This window comes from Paenibacillus sp. JT31N7, from assembly GCF_059692095.1.
Genome location: NZ_JCAUAT010000002.1, coordinates 749,264 through 764,524 on the forward strand (window position 1 = coordinate 749,264; position 15,261 = coordinate 764,524).

Here is a 15,261-nt window from a genome sequence, read left to right on the forward strand (position 1 = left end):
CCGTCCTTCTGAACCCCCTGCGTACCCGTATCCCCCGTTACCGTGCCGGACTACAAATACCATTTTGACGTATACGTATCTCCTTTTGATTTCGATTCCGGCACCGGCACCGGCATTTTGGCTGTCACTAAGTCTTCGCCCGATCGTACACACGGAACGTGTAGTCATACGGATTTTTCTCGTCCCGGACACCGGGCTCGTCGGAAACAAGCGTCCATTCCCCGGGATCGATCTCCGGAAAGAAGGTATCGGCTTCGAAGGTATCGTCGATAAACGTCACATACAGCTTGTCAACGTGAGGCCAGAACAGCAGGAACACTTCCGTCCCGCCGATCACGAAAACCTCCCCTTCCGTGTAGCTTTCCAGCACTTCTTCCACCGTATGGACGACCTTGCATCCTTCGGCTTCGAAACCGTTCTGCCTCGTCAGGACAATATTTTCCCGGTTCGGCAGCGGACGCCCGATTGAATCGTATGTCTTCCGCCCCATCAGGATCGGATGACCGGTCGTCATTTTTTTGAAATATTTCAAATCCGCAGGCAGATGCCACGGCAGTCGGTTGTCGATCCCGATCGCGTTGTTGCGGTCCATGGCAAAAATAAAGGAAATACTCACTTGTTCAACACCTCTTCCTGCAATCCATGAGGACCTTGCGGCCGTTCTAGGATCACTCTATTTTCCGTCCGTATCCGGTCCGAAACGTGCTCTGCGGACACTCTACGCAATCAGATCGCGATCGGGGCCTTAATGCCGGGATGCGACTGATAGCCGACAAACTCGAAATCTTCAAAAGCGTAATCGAAAATAGAATCCGGCTTGCGCTTGATTTCAAGCTTGGGCAGCGGAAACGGCTCTCTCGCAAGCTGCTTCTCCACCTGCTCCAGGTGGTTCAAATAGATATGCACGTCCCCGCCGGTCCATACAAGGTCCCCGACTTCGAGATCGCACTGCTGCGCGACCATATGCGTAAGAAGGGCGTAAGAAGCCAGATTGAACGGCAGACCGAGGAACGTATCGACCGAACGCATCTGGAACATGCACGACAGCTTGCCGTCCGCCACGTAGAACTGGAACGCATAGTGACAGGGCGGCAGCGCCATCTGATCTACCTCTGCGACATTCCAGGCGCTTACGAGATGCCTGCGAGAATCCGGGTTGGTTTTAATCTGGTCGATCACCTGGGTAATCTGGTCGATAGCCCGGCCGTCCGGTGCCTGCCAAGTGCGCCACTGGGCGCCGTACACCCGGCCCAAATTACCGTCCTCGTCGGCCCACTCGTCCCAAATGGTGACGCCATTGTCGTGTAGATAGTGAATGTTGGTTTCACCTTTCAAAAACCACAAAAGCTCGTGAATGATCGAGCGCATATGGAGTTTTTTGGTCGTTAAAAGCGGAAAGCCCTCCGCCAGATTCATCCGCATCTGACGCCCGAACACGGAGATGGTTCCGGTTCCCGTGCGGTCTTCTTTGCGGGTTCCGTTTTCCTTGATATCCTTAAGCAGTTCCAAATACTTATTCATTTCCAAGCGCACCTCAAATCATCGGTTTTCCTTTTTTCCGGCTAAAGTCTGTCCTTAGTATATCAGCTTCAGCATCCCCGGAAAATAAAAAAGAACTTCTTCTTGTTCAGAAAAAGTTCCCTGCTCCCCGCTTCACTCCGGCAAACCCGAAAGAGAAGCGCCCCCTATACGGTTGGAACGCTTCCTTTATAAAACCGCCGGCAGTGCTGATACGACAGAACCGTCTAGACCTCGGCCCAGATCCGTTTCACGTTATCCATGGCGATTTTGGAGCCTTGTTTGCATTCTTCCATGCCTTCGAATTCGATGGACAGATAGCCGTCGAAACCGGAACGCTTCACCAGACGCAGCACTTCCCACATGTCGATATCGCCCTGCCCGGCAATAGCTCCCCGGAGATAGTTGCCCGCCGTGGTCTTGAACCAGCCTTCTCCCGGATTCCGGTATGAAGGGCGGAGATAGAAATCTTTGATATGTACAATGGAGGCGAACGGCAGGTTTTTCTGCACGGAAGCGACCGGATTTTCATCCGCACACATGAAGTTGCCGATATCCAGCGTCGTTTTAAAGTTCGGGCGGTCCACGCCTTGAACGACGGTAAGCACCCGGTCGCTCGCCTGCACCAGATAGCCGTGATTTTCGATGCTGGTCGTAATCCCGTACTGCGCAGCGTAATCCGCGATTGTCCGGCACGCTTCGATCATGCGGTCCAGATTCGCGTTGAACGTACGGATGGAAACGTCTTCATGGCGGGCCACATCATGGCGCATCAGCTTGACGCCCAGCTCGGCTGCTACATCGACTTCACGCTTCACCCGGGAAATTTCATCCTGGTAAGCGTCCTCATTTTCCGTCAGGAAGTTGGCTCCGATCGCATAATTGGAAAGCTCGATGCCTGCGGCCTGCGCTTTTTCCTTGATGCTTTTCACAAGCTGGGGTTCCCGGGTAAAATCGATCTCCAGCGGAACGACTTCCATATGCTCGCCGCCGTTAGCCGCAATCCAATCCAACGCACTGACATAGTCCAACTCCCCGGCTCTGATGGCACGGTACAAACTGTAAGAGCTTAATCCGATTTTCAAAATGGGCCGCCTCGTTTCTCTGTAAGGGTTATAAGTATACCTGTATCATAGAAAACCGCTCCGCAAGAAGCAAGCTCCCACATTCTTCATATACGAGCGTAAACGCCGCCCAGCCCCCCTTTTCCGTAAAAATAGCCCCAAATAATCCCTCTTGCTGCCAAAAACGCACCCCCGTCGGGCATCGTGTGACCGAGTTCGCTGTTTCCTTTAAAAGAGACGGAGGTAATACAGGGTACGGTAAAAAAGTCGTCCGGAATCTTCATACGAATCCGGCATCCAGGCGAAGGAGGGAAACACGATGAATAGCGGGACAAAAAAAGAACACGACCTGCGCCGCCTGGCCGGATTCATCTTTTTGCTGCATGGAATCATCCTTTGCCTCTGCGGCCTGTTCAGCGGGGCTCCGGCCCTGTGGAACCCGTTTATGTGGTGGGGAAGCGTGATGCTTCTCTTCAGTGCCACCTTCCGGTTCTGGTCCGGGTTCGAGCCGCAGGGCGAAGAAGAAACGTTTTGAGGGCCGCTTATGCACTATGACTGGTCCTCCATTTCCCGGACGGTCGGCTTTTACCGCAGGCATCAAGTCATTCCGTCTAACGAAGAGATCGAAGACACCTGGCAGAGAGCCCAGGATGGCAGCCGGGAGGCCGCCATCCGGTTCCTGGACTGGAGGCGTCACTGCCTGCTGGCCAGAACGGACGAGCAGCGCGCCGCCATGGTCCTCATTATGGACTATTCGTACAAGCTGTTTAACGACGGCTCTACATCCTGAAAGAGAAACCGGCCGACCCGGATATCCCCCCGTCAGCCGGTTTTTCCCGTGCCGCAAAAAGCGGAAAACGCGGACAATCGCGAAAAAATCCCCGGCTTCCATTAAGGAAACCGGGGATTTTCCGTGCGCGCTACCGGAGCGATTACTGCATGCCGGAAGCTTGCATTTTTTGCGTGAATTGTTCGATCGTCAGCGTATCGGTAGGCAGAGGCTGCAGGTTAGCCTTCTTGTTGATATTGCTGTACTCGGTTTTGATTTTCGTACCGATCTTGAACGTGCCCTGCTTCTCATCGGTGACGTCCAGGTTGGCGTTAATCTCCTGATAAGCCGGGAATTTATCTTTATTGATGGCCGTCAAAATGTTGAAATCGTTGATTTTCAGCACTTTTTTCAGTTCATCGATCGCCTTCTGGGTATCTTCCTTGCTCGATCCGGCGGCAAGTTCTTTCTTCGCCTTCTCGATTTCGGCCGGATCGACTTGAAGCATGTCTTTATACTTGTCGCTGGATACGAGATCAAGAAGCTGCGGAGCTACCTTCTCGACAATCGTTTTGATGGCCGGTTCCAGGTTCTCGTTCGTAATCTGGAATTTCACGACCTGCTTCGCGTCTACGCTCTCGGGCAGTCCGGCGTTTTTCTTGTCGACATCGACAAAGTACGTTTTTTCGTCAAAGTTGGTCGTAAAGATTTTCATCGCGTCTTGACCGAACTCCTGCTGTTTCTTCACGTCGATGGCATTTACGTTCACTTTGCCTTCCGTCGTCTGGTTCAGCTCGTTGACATCCATCACGATATATTTACCGACGGCGTCTTTCGGAATAGGCAGAAGCGGAATGTTCGGAACTTTTACATACATCTTGTCTTTGGTCATGACCATAGGAAGGGAAATCTTCATCGGCATGTCGCCTTTGAGGTTGGCCTCCAGCGTCATTTCCAGCTGCATAGGATCGGCCTGGTAAACACCTTTAGCCGTAACATCCAGGTTTTTCAGGAAATTAGCACCCATTGCCAAGCTCGGGTCCGCTTTAAGCGCGGATTCCGGGAAATCCAGGTTCAAGGTCATGTTCATGTTAAAATCCGAGCTGTTCATGGTTGAAGCAGTGGTAAAGGATTCCTCCAATGCCGTTTTCGGTGATTCTTTCTTTCCACACCCCGCCAATACTACAGTAAAAGTCAACAGCAATGCGAGTACAGACATCCATACTTTGTTCTTCACACGATTTCTCCTCTCTCTCTCCCACACGATAATAAGAAACATGAACGATTATAATACAGCTTTCAAAGGAAGCAAAGACAAAAATTTGTATAAAGGAGGAAATTGAAGAAATCCTGCCCTATTTGGAGTTAACCCGAATTGGAAAGATGTGAAACGCCAAGAACGGTTTATTTTGGAAATTGGCGCCGTATGCGGAGGTTAGAACCGGATGAATATCCGGGTCACATGGTTTTTCGCGGTGTATGGACCCTTGGCCCGGACTAAATCGAACCTTTCCCGCAAAAAGAGCGAACATAGAGCATATGCGCTTAGGGAGGGGGTAAAACCGATGGTTACAAAACGGAAGAATTGAAAAGAGCAAAGAAGGCGTCCGCTCCGTCACATGCGGCTTATCCCCGACAATTGCTGTTGGCCTTCTCTCTCTTACGGATAACGCATGAAACGAAAATGCCCGTACCCCGGACGGCAGAGTCGGACTCCCGGGCGGGAACCGCCGGGTATCCCGAATTCAATCCTCGTCGGGATTTTCCCATTTTCTGGAGTACGCTTTATTGGTGATCCAAATCGTTGCCCATAAAATCAGTCCCGCCAAAGCCAGGCCGATAATCAGAGATGCGACCATCATAGCTGCTGCCCCCCTTCTTGTTACCCCCATTGTAGCGAATGAAATGAGAAGATGATAGTGTTTTCACCGCTTAGTCACAATTGCCCGCGTTGGGTTTTTCAATCCGCTTAAGGTATAATAAAAAATGTTGTATTCCGGGCGCGTCCCGCATAAGGATGCGCCTTTTTTTAATTCAAGGAGGAACTACCATGACCCCGAAAAAAAGAATCACCCGGCTTCTGATCCTGGCTTCCGCCGTCGCTCTCTTCGCCGGCTGCGAGAACAGCAAGGAAACGGGCGGAAATTCCCCGTCCGCCACGGCAACCCCGGGTACGTCAGCGGTAACTTCGCCTTCCGCAAATCCGTCCGCAGCACCGGGAAGCACGAGCCAGCCGACGACATCGCCGACATCGGCTCCTACTTCCAAAGGAACCGGAACGGGCAAAGGAACGGATGGCGCAGAGCAGGTTGCCGCTAAGCCGGAAAGCATGACCGTGCTGGTTAACAAACAATTCAAGCTTCCGGACACCTACAAACCTTCCGATCTGGTATACCCGGATGTGAATTTTGTATTCGCCGAAAAAATCGAAAAGCGCATGATGCGCAAAGAAGCGGCCGGCGCGCTGGAGAACATGTTCGACGCGGCCAAGAAAGACGGAACGCCGCTGGCCGGCGTATCCGCTTACCGCTCCCACTCCACGCAGACGACCCTGTTCAACCGTTACGTACAAAAAGACGGCGAGGCAGCGGCCAAGACATACAGCGCCGTACCGGGGCACAGCGAGCATGAAACGGGTCTGGCCATAGACGTTGCGGGCAGCACAGGCAAATGTGCGGCCGAAGACTGCTTCGGCGGAACGCCCGAAGCCAAGTGGCTGGAAGACCATGCCCACGAGTACGGGTTTATCATCCGCTATCCGAAGGGGAAAGAATCCGTTACCGGCTATCAGTACGAACCGTGGCACCTGCGTTATGTAGGTACCCAGATGGCCAAAGATATCAAGACGAAAAACACGACGATGGAAGAATATCTGAATGCCGTACCGGTAACGAAGTAACGCCGGATTCACCGAACGGACTATGCAGCCTGCCGAGTCATAACGAGAAATGCCGCCCCTTTTTTTAAGGGACGGCATTTTTTTGCGGTCAGGCGGCGGCGGGCAAGCGGCGGCCTGACGGCGCTAGATTTTGCGGGAGATTGAAACGTCTCCGGCCTTTAGCGCATAGCAGCATAAAAGAAAGCGCACACGGCGGCAAAGCCATGGACTGCCGCCGCCGGCAGGCAAGCCGCAGGTCCGTCCCGGCAGAGACGGCTAGCAGTCTTCCACCACAAGCGCATAGACAATGCCCGGACCGTGCACGCCGATGGTCAGGTCATTCTCAATATCCGCCGAACGGCTCGGGCCGGATACGAAGTGGATTCCGGCCGGCCTCGCTTCGGCCGCCAGCCCGTCCAGCGGACGGAGCACCTCGCCGAGGCGCATCTTCATCCGGCTGGCGGGAACCACCGCGACGAGGACGGCCGGAAGCAGGCTGACGCTCCTGCCTTTGCGGGGCGAGGACATCAGCACGACCGTGCCGGTATGAGCCGCGGCGCAGTCGGCCGCCACAAGCCCGATGTCGGCTCCGGCAGCGTCTGCCAGCACGGCCTCCTTCTCCGCGTCCGAGGCATGCTCCGTGTTCCAGACGGTCACACGGTCGAGTCCCTCTGCCGTCTCCAGCACGGCCGCTATCGCGTCCAGTTCCGGCTGGTCCTGGCGGATGACCCGCCTCGCCTCCAGGTCACGGATCAGCTTCCGTACGAAAGCGGCCGCTTCCTCCATGGAGGCCAGCTTCTCGGCATGGCCGCCCGCCTTGCGCCAGTTATCCATAAAGAGGCGGATGCGCCCCTCTTCGTCGGAATCTACGTCGTTCCAGAAGTCAGGCGCTCCCTGGAACGGTCTTGCCGGGCGCTCCGTTATCCGGGAACGCCCCAGCCGGGCAGCTATTCCGCCGAAGAATGCCTCCTGCTTCCGCCTGGACTCGGCTTCCAGCCTGTTCAGGAACTCGGCGTCGGATTTACTCATGACGGCCGCCCCCTTTCCGGCGGGCGTCCAAAATCCGCTCCATGCGGCTCTTCACGGCCGCGTCCATCTCCGGCAGGCTTCCGGCGGCTTCTTCCGCGAGGCTTTGCCATTCCTCGCGGAATGTCTTCGGCGGAAGCGCCGGGGCATAGCGGTGCGTGTTCCAGCCCTTGAGCGGACCGATTCTCGCTTTGATCACGCCGCCGCGGGCCACAAACCGCTGGCCGAATCTGCCCAGCGCCGCAACCCGCCGCAGGCGCCTGGACTCGGCCATGATATAGCCGAAAGCGGACATTCCCGCCTTTTCCGCCGCATCACCATGGCCCTTCTCGACCTTGCGGCTTCGCAAATAAACCAGCATGTCGTGCAGCGGGATTTTGACCGGACATGCCTCGTAACAGGCGCCGCACAAAGTGGAGGCCCCGGCGATATCGTCCCACTCGGCCGTGTTCCGGTTAAGCGCCGGGGTGAGGACGGCCCCGATCGGACCGCTGTAAGTGCCGCCGTACGCATGCCCGCCGATGTGCCGGTAGACCGGGCAGGCATTGAGACAGGCGCCGCAGCGGATGCAGTTCAGCAGTTCCTGGAAATCCGGGTCTCCGAGCTGAAGCGAGCGCCCGTTGTCCAGGATGATGACGTGCATCTCCTCCGGACCGTCTCCGTCCGGATCTCTTCTCGGCCCGGAGATGACCGACATGTACACGGTCAGCTTCTGGCCGGTGGCCGAGCGAGGCAGCAGCGTCGCCATGACCTCCAGATCGTCCAGTGTGGGAATGATCCGCTCCATTCCCATGAAGGTGATCTGCGTCTTGGGGACGGTGCTGACCATTCGGCCGTTGCCTTCGTTCTCGAAGAGAACGATGGAGCCGGTCTCGGCGACGGCGAAATTGCAGCCGGTCATTCCGATGTCCGCCTCCAGGAACTTCTCCCGCAGCTTCCGGCGCACGAAGCCGGCGAGCACGCCCGTATCGGGCGGGAGCGTCTCGCCCGCCTCTTCCGACAGCAGCTCCGCGATCTGGTAGCGGTTTTTGTGGATCGCGGGAATGATGATGTGGGACGGCGCTTCCCCGGCAAGCTGGATAATGTACTCGCCGAGGTCCGTCTCTACGGCTTCAATGCCGAGCTCTTCGAGAGCCCGGTTGATGTGAATTTCTTCGGATACCATGGATTTGGACTTTACGACGCTCTCCGCTTTTTTGTGCCGGGCGATTTCCATCGTAATCGACACCGCCTCCTCCGCCGTGTCCGCAAAATGCACGTGGACGCCCTGCGCCCGCGCATTTTCAACAAACGCGCCGAGGTAATAATCGAGATGGGCGATCGTATGCAGGCGGATCTGCCGTCCCCGCTCCCGCCACTCTTCCCAGTTTCCCTGCTCGGCGGCCGCGTTCAATTTGCCGGTTTTCAGACGCTCGGTCGTGAACTTGACGGCTTTCCGCAAGAAATCGTTGTTCAGCGCGATTTTCGCCCGGTCTTTTACGCTGCCTCCACCGCTAGACATGCTCATCGGCCCGTCTCACTCCCTCCTCCAAAAGTTCCGCCAGATGCATGACCTTAACCGGTCTGCCTCTATGCTGGAGGTTCCCGGATATATTCATGAGGCAGCCCATATCGAGACCGACGAGCACCTCCGCTTCCGTTTCCAGGACATGATCGGATTTCTCCGCCACCATCGCGCCCGATATATCGCTCATTTTGACGGCAAACGTGCCTCCGAACCCGCAGCAGTCCTCCGCATGAGGCAGCGGTATAAGCTCAAGGCCGCGCACATGTTCCAGAAGGGAGGCCGGTTCGTCCTTGATGCCAAGCAGCCGCGTGCCGTGGCAGGACGGATGATAGGTGACTTTGCGGGGAAACACCGCACCGAGATCCGTAACGCCCAGCACGCCGACGAGAAATTGCGTAAACTCGTACGTTTTTTCCCGCAGGGCCTCCGCTTTGGCAAGCAGCGCCGGATCGTCTTGAAACAGCTTCGGATAATAGTGCCGGACCATCCCCGTGCACGACCCGGAAGGCGACAGGACAAAATCGCTGTCGTCAAACGCTTCCAGCAGAGTCCGGGCGGACTTCCGCGCATCGTCCCAGTAGCCGCTGTTAAAAGCCGGCTGTCCGCAGCAGGTCTGCACCTCCGGAAAATGGACCTGGATGCCGTACCGGGCGAGCAGCCGCACCATCGCCTGCCCGACCCGGGGATACACGAGGTCGCTCAAACAGGTGATAAATAAGGAAACCTTCAAGATGAATCGCCCCTTTCGGTTGAAAGCGCTCTCTTTTAAATAGAAGAAACGCGTCTTGGTGATTGTAAAAAAAGCCCGTTCCGGTCCGCGAACAAGATGGAGGAACGGGCAGGGCGGATACGGAGGCTCAGGACAGCCGGGTCACCTTTACGCCTTTCTCGCGCAGAGCTTCCAAGCTATCCGCGCTCGTCGACGAATCGGTGATGACATGCCCGATCTGCTCCCATGAAGCGACGTGGGCAAACGACTGCAGGCCGAACTTGCTGTGGTCCGCCAGCAAAAAAACTTCGTCGGAAATGGCGACCATTTTGGCTTTGACCAGCGCCTGCAGCTCGCTCGATTCGGAAATACCGCGCGCCGCATGCACGCCTTTGCATGACAGGAACGCTTTATCGACATGGTACGTATCCAGAGAGCGCTCGGCCAGCGGACCGGCGTAGGAAAGCGACTGCGGAAGAAGACGGCCTCCGGTGGAAACGACCTGAATTTTCTCCTTGGAGCTGAGCTCCACGGCAACTTGGATGGAGTTGGTCAGCACCGTCAGCGGTTCGTCGGGCAAAATTTGCGCCATGTACCATGCCGTCGTGCTCGCATCGAGAATGATCCGGTCGTTCTCCCGGATATGCTTGACGGCTTCTCTGGCGATGCTCCGCTTGAGGTCCGCGTGCACCGTTTCCCGTTCTTTGAACGGGATCTCGGGCTGGGATTCTCCCACGCGGACCGCTCCGCCGTGACTGCGCATCAGCCGGCCTTCGCTCTCCAGCTTGTCGAGATCGCGCCGGATCGTTTCCTCGGTGACTCCGCAAAGCTCGCTGAGCTCCGTCACCCGTATGCTTCCTCTTTCATTGACCAGTGCGGTAATTTTCTGCCATCTTTCCGCTACAAGCATCGTGCATCCTCATTTCATTGTTCCATACTTGCGGAGGTGGGACCGCTGCTCTGCTGCGGTACGGACGGATGCAGCCAGGGTCCGGGCCCCGCTTCTGTTTCTTTTATTGTACAATATCGCGTGATTGCGCGGGAAGGGACTGGACGAACGGCCTTCGGGCGGCCCATGACGGAGGCGGGCCGAGACGGGCACGACGCTGCCGTCTGCAAACGAGTCGGCATATGCCGGTACGACGAGCTGCACCAGCCGGCACAACGTCCCGGCCGTTTGCGGCGAGGCAGCATCATCCGGAGCAGTGGTCGGCCGTTTGCGGCTAGGCAGCATCAGCCTGTGCGGCGGTCGTCCGTTTGCGGCAAACCTGCATCACCCCGGTACAACGCTCCGTCCCTCCGCCACGAGGCGGCTAGGCGGGCTCGCCGCGCCTCTCCCCGGCTATCGCGTAAACGCCGCCGGAACGCCGCCGTCCACGGTCAGCATGCAGCCGGTCGTCTTCTCCGATTTCGACGAGGCGAAGTAGGCGATCGCTTCCGCGATATCCTGCGGATAAACGTTCACGAGCAGCGTCGTCCGCTGGCGGTAATACTCCTCCAGTTGATCCGGCTCGATGCCGTAAGCCGCGGCGCGTTCGCTGCGCCAGCCGGAATTCCAGATGGCAGAGCCTTGGAGGACGGCGTCCGGCAGCACCGAATTAACGCGTATGCCGTAGGCACCTCCCTCGGCGGCAATGCAGCGCGCCAGGTGGATTTCGGCGGCTTTGGCGGTGCTGTAGGCGGATGCGTTCTTGCCCGCGTAAACGGAATTTTTCGAGCCGACGAATACCATGCTGCCGCCCGTTCCCTGGACCTTCATGATCTTGAACGCTTCCCTCGCCACGAGAAAATAGCCCGTTCCCAGCACATTCATGTTCAAGTTCCATTCTTTCAGGGATGTATCTTCAAAAGGACTCGATGTCGCCAGCCCGGCGTTGTTCACAAGGATATCCACCCCGCCGAAGGCAAGAATGGTTTCCTTGTACGCTTCCGCGACCTGTTCTTCGCGCGTAACGTCCATGGCGGCGGCAATGACGCGTCCTTGCCCGTACTGCCGGTTAAGCTCCGCCGCCAGTGTCTGCGCCCCCTCCAGATTCAGGTCGGCCAGCACGACGTGAGCGCCGCCCTTCAGCAGCTCGCGGGCGGCCGCGCCGCCGATGCCCCCCGCTCCGCCGGTGATGAACGCCACTTTCCGGGAGAATTCGGCTTCCGCCGGGGCGAGAGTCAGCTTGTACAGCTCCAGCGGCCAATATTCGACGTTATAGGACTCGTTTTCACTCAGCGAAACGAAAGTCCCGAGCGCCGTCGCGCCCCTCATCACGGCGATGGCACGGTGGTAAAGGGCTCCGCTCACTTGAGCCATTGCCCGGGTTTTGCCCGTATTCACCATCCCGAGGCCGGGGATCAGAATCACTCTCGGCGCCGCTTCGAACATCACGTCTCCCTCGTTCTTGTTGCGTTCGAAGTAGGCCCCGTACGCTTCCTTGTAAGCGGCGATGCCGTCCTTCAGCGCTTCGATAAGAGCCGGAACATCAGCTTCGGCGGGGTTCCAATCCACATAAAGCGGCTTCATCTTCGTATGAACGAGATGATCCGGACAGGCGGCCCCCACCTGGGAAAGCGTCTGCGCCTCACGGCTGTTCACGAAAGCCAGCACATCTTCTCCGGCATCGGCCGTCAGCAGCATCTTCCGCTCTCCGCCGACTGCTCCGCGGATGACCGGCAGCACCTGTGCCAGAATCTCTCTGCGCGCGGTATCCGCCAGCGCTTCGCACTTCGCGCCGCCGAACAGCGCAGCGCGTTTCACGCGCGCTTCAATAAAGTTTTCCGCCTCCGAGATAATCTCGATCGTCTTCTTGTAACAGGCCGCCGACGTCTCTCCCCAGGTGACGAGTCCGTGCTTCTCCATCAGGACAAGCTCGGCGGCCGGGTTGCCGCGCACGCCTTCGGCGATCATTTTCGAAAGGGTGAAGCCGGGACGCACATAGGGCACCCAGACAAACCGGTCGCCGTATATTTCGCGCGCCAGCTCTTTGCCGTTATCCGCGCAGCAGAGGGCGATGATGGCATCGGGATGCGTATGATCCACATGTTTAAAAGGAAGAAACGCATGCAGCAGCGTTTCAATCGAAGCCCGCGGGTGCCGGCTGTCTACCATGCAGTGTCCCAGATAGGCGACCATTTCTTCGTCGTTCATTTCTTCCCGCTCCATAAGCGGACGAATATCGTCCAGGCGCAGACCCGTGAAATTTTCCGCTTTCATGGACGCAAGGTCCGAGCCGCTGCCTTTTACCCACATAACCTCGATTTCCCGCCCGCGAAAATCGGTGACTGTCGTTTTGGCCGAGGTGTTGCCGCCGCCCCAGTTGGCGACCGTACGGTCAAACCCGAGCAGGTTCGAGCGATATACCAGTTCGTCCAGTCCTTTCTTAACGCCTACCGCGATTTCCGCATCCCATAAATTTGCCGTCATTTTGTGCTCCTCCTCAGAAATTGAACGAGTATTGGTTTGTTTTGTTTCTATTTGTTTTCTTTTATTAAATCGTAACATATCTTTATTTATTTTTGAATATTTATTTTTATGTTTGTTTTTCTTTGAATAAATAAAAAAAGACAAAAACGGGAGGGCCCGTCCTGTCCTTGTCTTTTTCATATGGGGTTGTCTGTATGCTTATCGGGCTTTGGCCTGCGGTTTAGCGGAAGTAGTCCCAGAAGTCCCAGTACTTAAAATACTTGGTGCGCAGAAAGTACCTCGACGGCAAATGGTCGGCGGGGAGACGGTCGCGCTTCTCCAGGTTCTGTTCATCGCTTCGTTCCTTGTGCTGCGGCTGAGTTTCAGTACGGCTTGGCATCCGATGTTCCGGCTGCTTTTCAACCTGATTTGCGGTCCGGTTTACCGGCTTTTCTTTGGTACATTCCGTTCCTTCATTAGAAAAGGCTTCCGGTTGGAGGTTGGCGCAGTGTCTGCCGCAGCCTGTCCCCTCTCCGCCCTTGAAAGCCCCCCTGCATGTCCCGTTCCGGCACATGGAGCTCACCTCTTTTGTAAAATTAATTCCCCGGTCATCGTTCCGTTTTCTATCCTTTATTTAAGAGTTGGCCGGTAGACTCGGCTCCGGCACCGTTTTGCGGGCAGCCCACAGCCGGTATGGAATGATAAGGGCGAGACACACAAGGAACAGCGCGTAAAACTGCGGATTCGGGATCCGGTTGATGCGGAAGACGGCGTCCAGCAGGGCCACGAAAAAGGCAAACGCAATGCGGGCGCTCCTTGTCGCAGGCGTGGACTTGGGATCCGTGATCATGAAGAAGGCAAACAGCTGAAGGGAGGCGCCCATGAGGGGCCCAAGGGCCGCAAACAAAGGCGCTCCGAAGAAGAAATGCCGTACGAACGCAAACAGCGTAAAGCTTCCCAGAAAAGCCAGCACCGCATCGAGCCGGTTGGCAATGTAGCACACCACAATGCCCAGGCACAAGATCAGAATCATGACGCCGATGCCGTTCGTCCACTGCTTGGGGGTACTCACCGCATATTGAGGCAGAGAGTAGAGCATGATGACCATCGCCACGTTGTTGGGGTTGAAAATATGCCCGCCTTTGAAGCGGATGGCATATTTCAGCGCGATCGCGATGACGGATGTGAGCGCGTAAGGCCACAGCAGGTTGGAGCTGAGCAGAAGAGAGATGCCGATTCCCGTGATCAGTGCGCTGAGCGGAAACATCCACGTTTTATTTTTCAGCCGGTTCAGAATAATTTCCGTCCCCGTGGTACAAACGACTGCCGCAAGAACCGCATCCCACTTCTGGAAAAAGCCCAAATACACTTGCCCGGCTATCGCAAAGCTGCTCAGGAACGCCAGAATAAAGTATCTCGGATCAATCCGATAATCCCGCCAGGATACGACTGAACGCAGATGCGTATTCATTTCGTTGCGCATGAAATTCCTCCGTTAATTCGAAATGGTTGAAATCTGAAACCGCCTGTAAGGGGCGAACCGGGCCGACTTCCGGTTGATGCTTTTCCATTCCACCTTGTAGTTCCCTACCGTTCCCTGCTCGTGTTCGCCCAGCAGTCCCTTGAGCTTGTTTTCCGCCTCCGTTTTGCGCAGCGCCGCCGCCCTTTCTTCCTCCGCCCCCTGCCGGTATTGCCCGATCCACCGTTCCGCTTCTTCCGTCAAGGGCACGGACGAGTTCTTGCTCGTCACCGGGGGATACAGCCGGTTCAGCAAATCGGACGAAGCGTCCGTTCCGTCGAAGGACGGCAGCCTTCTTCTCAGGACATGCTCGTTCCAAAATACGGCTTCCCGGTCGATAAGCCGGTTGATCCGTTCTTCGCTGCGCTCCAGACGCACCGTACGGAACTTGTTGCCGCCGATCAGAACGGCTACCCACCAGTGGTCCGCGCCCGTAACGGCCATATAGTGCTGGCACTGAAAATCAATCTTCGCGGGAACCCGGCCGTTCTCCCATTCTTCTTTGCTGAATTCGCCGGCTGATTTGCATAAAAGGCCCGCACGAGAGCCGATCACCCAACGGTCCAGGCCGGCCAGCATAAAAGAGTGCTCCGGGTGCTGAAAAATCGAGTTTCTTCTCATCACCCTGTGCCCGGTCCGATCCGTAAATTCCCGTGCGATAAAATCTTTGAGCTTACTGCCGAGCTTCATCGCTTCCTTCTCTTCCGCAGGAGGCAGCTCTCCGGTTTTATCCAGGTAAACTTCCAGCGCCGTTTTCCATTTGTCCGCTCCGCAGACGGCTCCCGCATCACTGCCGCCGATTCCTTGTCTCCGCCAGGCCAGCCATTCCTCACAAGAAATATCCCGGGTATTCACAAGCTTCTTGGCACGCATATCATCT

General features: G+C 56.4%; 15 protein-coding genes. 3 read left to right on the plus strand and 12 right to left on the minus strand.

The annotated features are described in order from the left end of the window. Positions 1 to 127 precede the first annotated feature (127 nt). From AC58P5_RS13655 to AC58P5_RS13665, 3 genes are all read right to left on the minus strand, one after another. Positions 128 to 616, minus strand: a complete 489-nt coding sequence (locus tag AC58P5_RS13655) for a dihydrofolate reductase (RefSeq protein ID WP_497387259.1) — start codon at positions 614 to 616, stop codon at positions 128 to 130. A gap of 110 nt (positions 617 to 726) precedes the next feature. Then, complete coding sequence (gene thyA, locus AC58P5_RS13660) at positions 727 to 1,521, minus strand: thymidylate synthase (protein ID WP_497387261.1); 795 nt, start codon at positions 1,519 to 1,521, stop codon at positions 727 to 729. A gap of 224 nt (positions 1,522 to 1,745) precedes the next feature. Then, positions 1,746 to 2,603: a sugar phosphate isomerase/epimerase family protein gene (locus AC58P5_RS13665; RefSeq protein WP_497387263.1), complete on the minus strand. Its 858-nt coding sequence runs from the start codon at positions 2,601 to 2,603 to the stop codon at positions 1,746 to 1,748. A gap of 298 nt (positions 2,604 to 2,901) precedes the next feature. On the opposite strand from AC58P5_RS13665, the gene AC58P5_RS13670 reads away from it, so the two are divergent. Together AC58P5_RS13670 and AC58P5_RS13675 are read left to right on the plus strand one after the other, a co-directional pair. Further along, positions 2,902 to 3,117, plus strand: a complete 216-nt coding sequence (locus tag AC58P5_RS13670; RefSeq protein ID WP_497387265.1) for a hypothetical protein — start codon at positions 2,902 to 2,904, stop codon at positions 3,115 to 3,117. A gap of 9 nt (positions 3,118 to 3,126) precedes the next feature. After that, positions 3,127 to 3,372, plus strand: a complete 246-nt coding sequence (locus AC58P5_RS13675) for a hypothetical protein (RefSeq protein WP_497387267.1) — start codon at positions 3,127 to 3,129, stop codon at positions 3,370 to 3,372. Positions 3,373 to 3,514: 142 nt separating this feature from the next. Here AC58P5_RS13675 and AC58P5_RS13680 read toward each other — a convergent pair whose 3' ends face one another. Then, positions 3,515 to 4,588 carry a hypothetical protein gene (locus AC58P5_RS13680; protein WP_497387269.1) on the minus strand — a complete coding sequence of 358 codons (1,074 nt, stop codon included), beginning with the start codon at positions 4,586 to 4,588 and terminating at the stop codon, positions 3,515 to 3,517. An 813-nt stretch (positions 4,589 to 5,401) separates the two neighbouring features. On the opposite strand from AC58P5_RS13680, the gene AC58P5_RS13685 reads away from it, so the two are divergent. Next, the gene (locus AC58P5_RS13685) at positions 5,402 to 6,250 is read left to right on the plus strand and encodes a M15 family metallopeptidase (protein WP_497387271.1); all 849 of its coding nucleotides are present in this window, start codon (positions 5,402 to 5,404) and stop codon (positions 6,248 to 6,250) included. 255 nt (positions 6,251 to 6,505) lie between these two features. Here AC58P5_RS13685 and AC58P5_RS13690 read toward each other — a convergent pair whose 3' ends face one another. The 8 genes from AC58P5_RS13690 to AC58P5_RS13725 all read right to left on the minus strand — a co-directional run bounded on the left by AC58P5_RS13690 (position 6,506) and on the right by AC58P5_RS13725 (position 15,254). Beyond that, complete coding sequence (locus AC58P5_RS13690; RefSeq protein ID WP_497387273.1) at positions 6,506 to 7,258, minus strand: LutC/YkgG family protein; 753 nt, start codon at positions 7,256 to 7,258, stop codon at positions 6,506 to 6,508. Next, entirely contained in the window at positions 7,251 to 8,762 is a 1,512-nt protein-coding gene (locus AC58P5_RS13695) for a LutB/LldF family L-lactate oxidation iron-sulfur protein (RefSeq protein WP_497387275.1), read from the minus strand. Before AC58P5_RS13695 ends, AC58P5_RS13690 begins: the two co-directional genes overlap by 8 nt. Beyond that, positions 8,749 to 9,492, minus strand: a complete 744-nt coding sequence (locus AC58P5_RS13700) for a (Fe-S)-binding protein (RefSeq protein ID WP_497387277.1) — start codon at positions 9,490 to 9,492, stop codon at positions 8,749 to 8,751. Before AC58P5_RS13700 ends, AC58P5_RS13695 begins: the two co-directional genes overlap by 14 nt. 127 nt (positions 9,493 to 9,619) lie before the next feature. Continuing rightward, entirely contained in the window at positions 9,620 to 10,381 is a 762-nt protein-coding gene (locus AC58P5_RS13705; RefSeq protein WP_497387279.1) for a DeoR/GlpR family DNA-binding transcription regulator, read from the minus strand. A gap of 432 nt (positions 10,382 to 10,813) precedes the next feature. Continuing rightward, complete coding sequence (locus AC58P5_RS13710) at positions 10,814 to 12,883, minus strand: bifunctional aldolase/short-chain dehydrogenase (RefSeq protein ID WP_497387281.1); 2,070 nt, start codon at positions 12,881 to 12,883, stop codon at positions 10,814 to 10,816. Between the two features lie 220 nt (positions 12,884 to 13,103). Beyond that, the gene (locus tag AC58P5_RS13715; protein ID WP_497387283.1) at positions 13,104 to 13,262 is read right to left on the minus strand and encodes a hypothetical protein; all 159 of its coding nucleotides are present in this window, start codon (positions 13,260 to 13,262) and stop codon (positions 13,104 to 13,106) included. Between the two features lie 234 nt (positions 13,263 to 13,496). Then, positions 13,497 to 14,345 carry an RnfABCDGE type electron transport complex subunit D gene (locus tag AC58P5_RS13720; RefSeq protein WP_497387285.1) on the minus strand — a complete coding sequence of 283 codons (849 nt, stop codon included), beginning with the start codon at positions 14,343 to 14,345 and terminating at the stop codon, positions 13,497 to 13,499. A 12-nt stretch (positions 14,346 to 14,357) separates the two neighbouring features. After that, a complete protein-coding gene (locus AC58P5_RS13725) occupies positions 14,358 to 15,254 on the minus strand; it encodes a YqaJ viral recombinase family nuclease (RefSeq protein WP_497387287.1) in 897 nt (298 codons plus the stop codon). Between the last annotated feature and the right edge of the window lie 7 nt (positions 15,255 to 15,261).

Bases quoted from the DNA above. Each gene is read 5' to 3' on its own strand.
- AC58P5_RS13685 (WP_497387271.1), top strand. From the start codon at position 5,402: ATGACCCCGAAAAAAAGAATCACCCGGCTTCTGATCCTGGCTTCCGCC.
- AC58P5_RS13715 (WP_497387283.1), bottom strand. From the start codon at position 13,262: ATGCCAAGCCGTACTGAAACTCAGCCGCAGCACAAGGAACGAAGCGAT.
- AC58P5_RS13725 (WP_497387287.1), bottom strand. From the start codon at position 15,254: ATGCGTGCCAAGAAGCTTGTGAATACCCGGGATATTTCTTGTGAGGAA.
- AC58P5_RS13670 (WP_497387265.1), top strand. From the start codon at position 2,902: ATGAATAGCGGGACAAAAAAAGAACACGACCTGCGCCGCCTGGCCGGA.
- AC58P5_RS13705 (WP_497387279.1), bottom strand. From the start codon at position 10,381: ATGCTTGTAGCGGAAAGATGGCAGAAAATTACCGCACTGGTCAATGAA.
- AC58P5_RS13710 (WP_497387281.1), bottom strand. From the start codon at position 12,883: ATGACGGCAAATTTATGGGATGCGGAAATCGCGGTAGGCGTTAAGAAA.
- AC58P5_RS13695 (WP_497387275.1), bottom strand. From the start codon at position 8,762: ATGAGCATGTCTAGCGGTGGAGGCAGCGTAAAAGACCGGGCGAAAATC.
- thyA (WP_497387261.1), bottom strand. From the start codon at position 1,521: ATGAATAAGTATTTGGAACTGCTTAAGGATATCAAGGAAAACGGAACC.
- AC58P5_RS13690 (WP_497387273.1), bottom strand. From the start codon at position 7,258: ATGAGTAAATCCGACGCCGAGTTCCTGAACAGGCTGGAAGCCGAGTCC.
- AC58P5_RS13675 (WP_497387267.1), top strand. From the start codon at position 3,127: ATGCACTATGACTGGTCCTCCATTTCCCGGACGGTCGGCTTTTACCGC.
- AC58P5_RS13720 (WP_497387285.1), bottom strand. From the start codon at position 14,345: ATGCGCAACGAAATGAATACGCATCTGCGTTCAGTCGTATCCTGGCGG.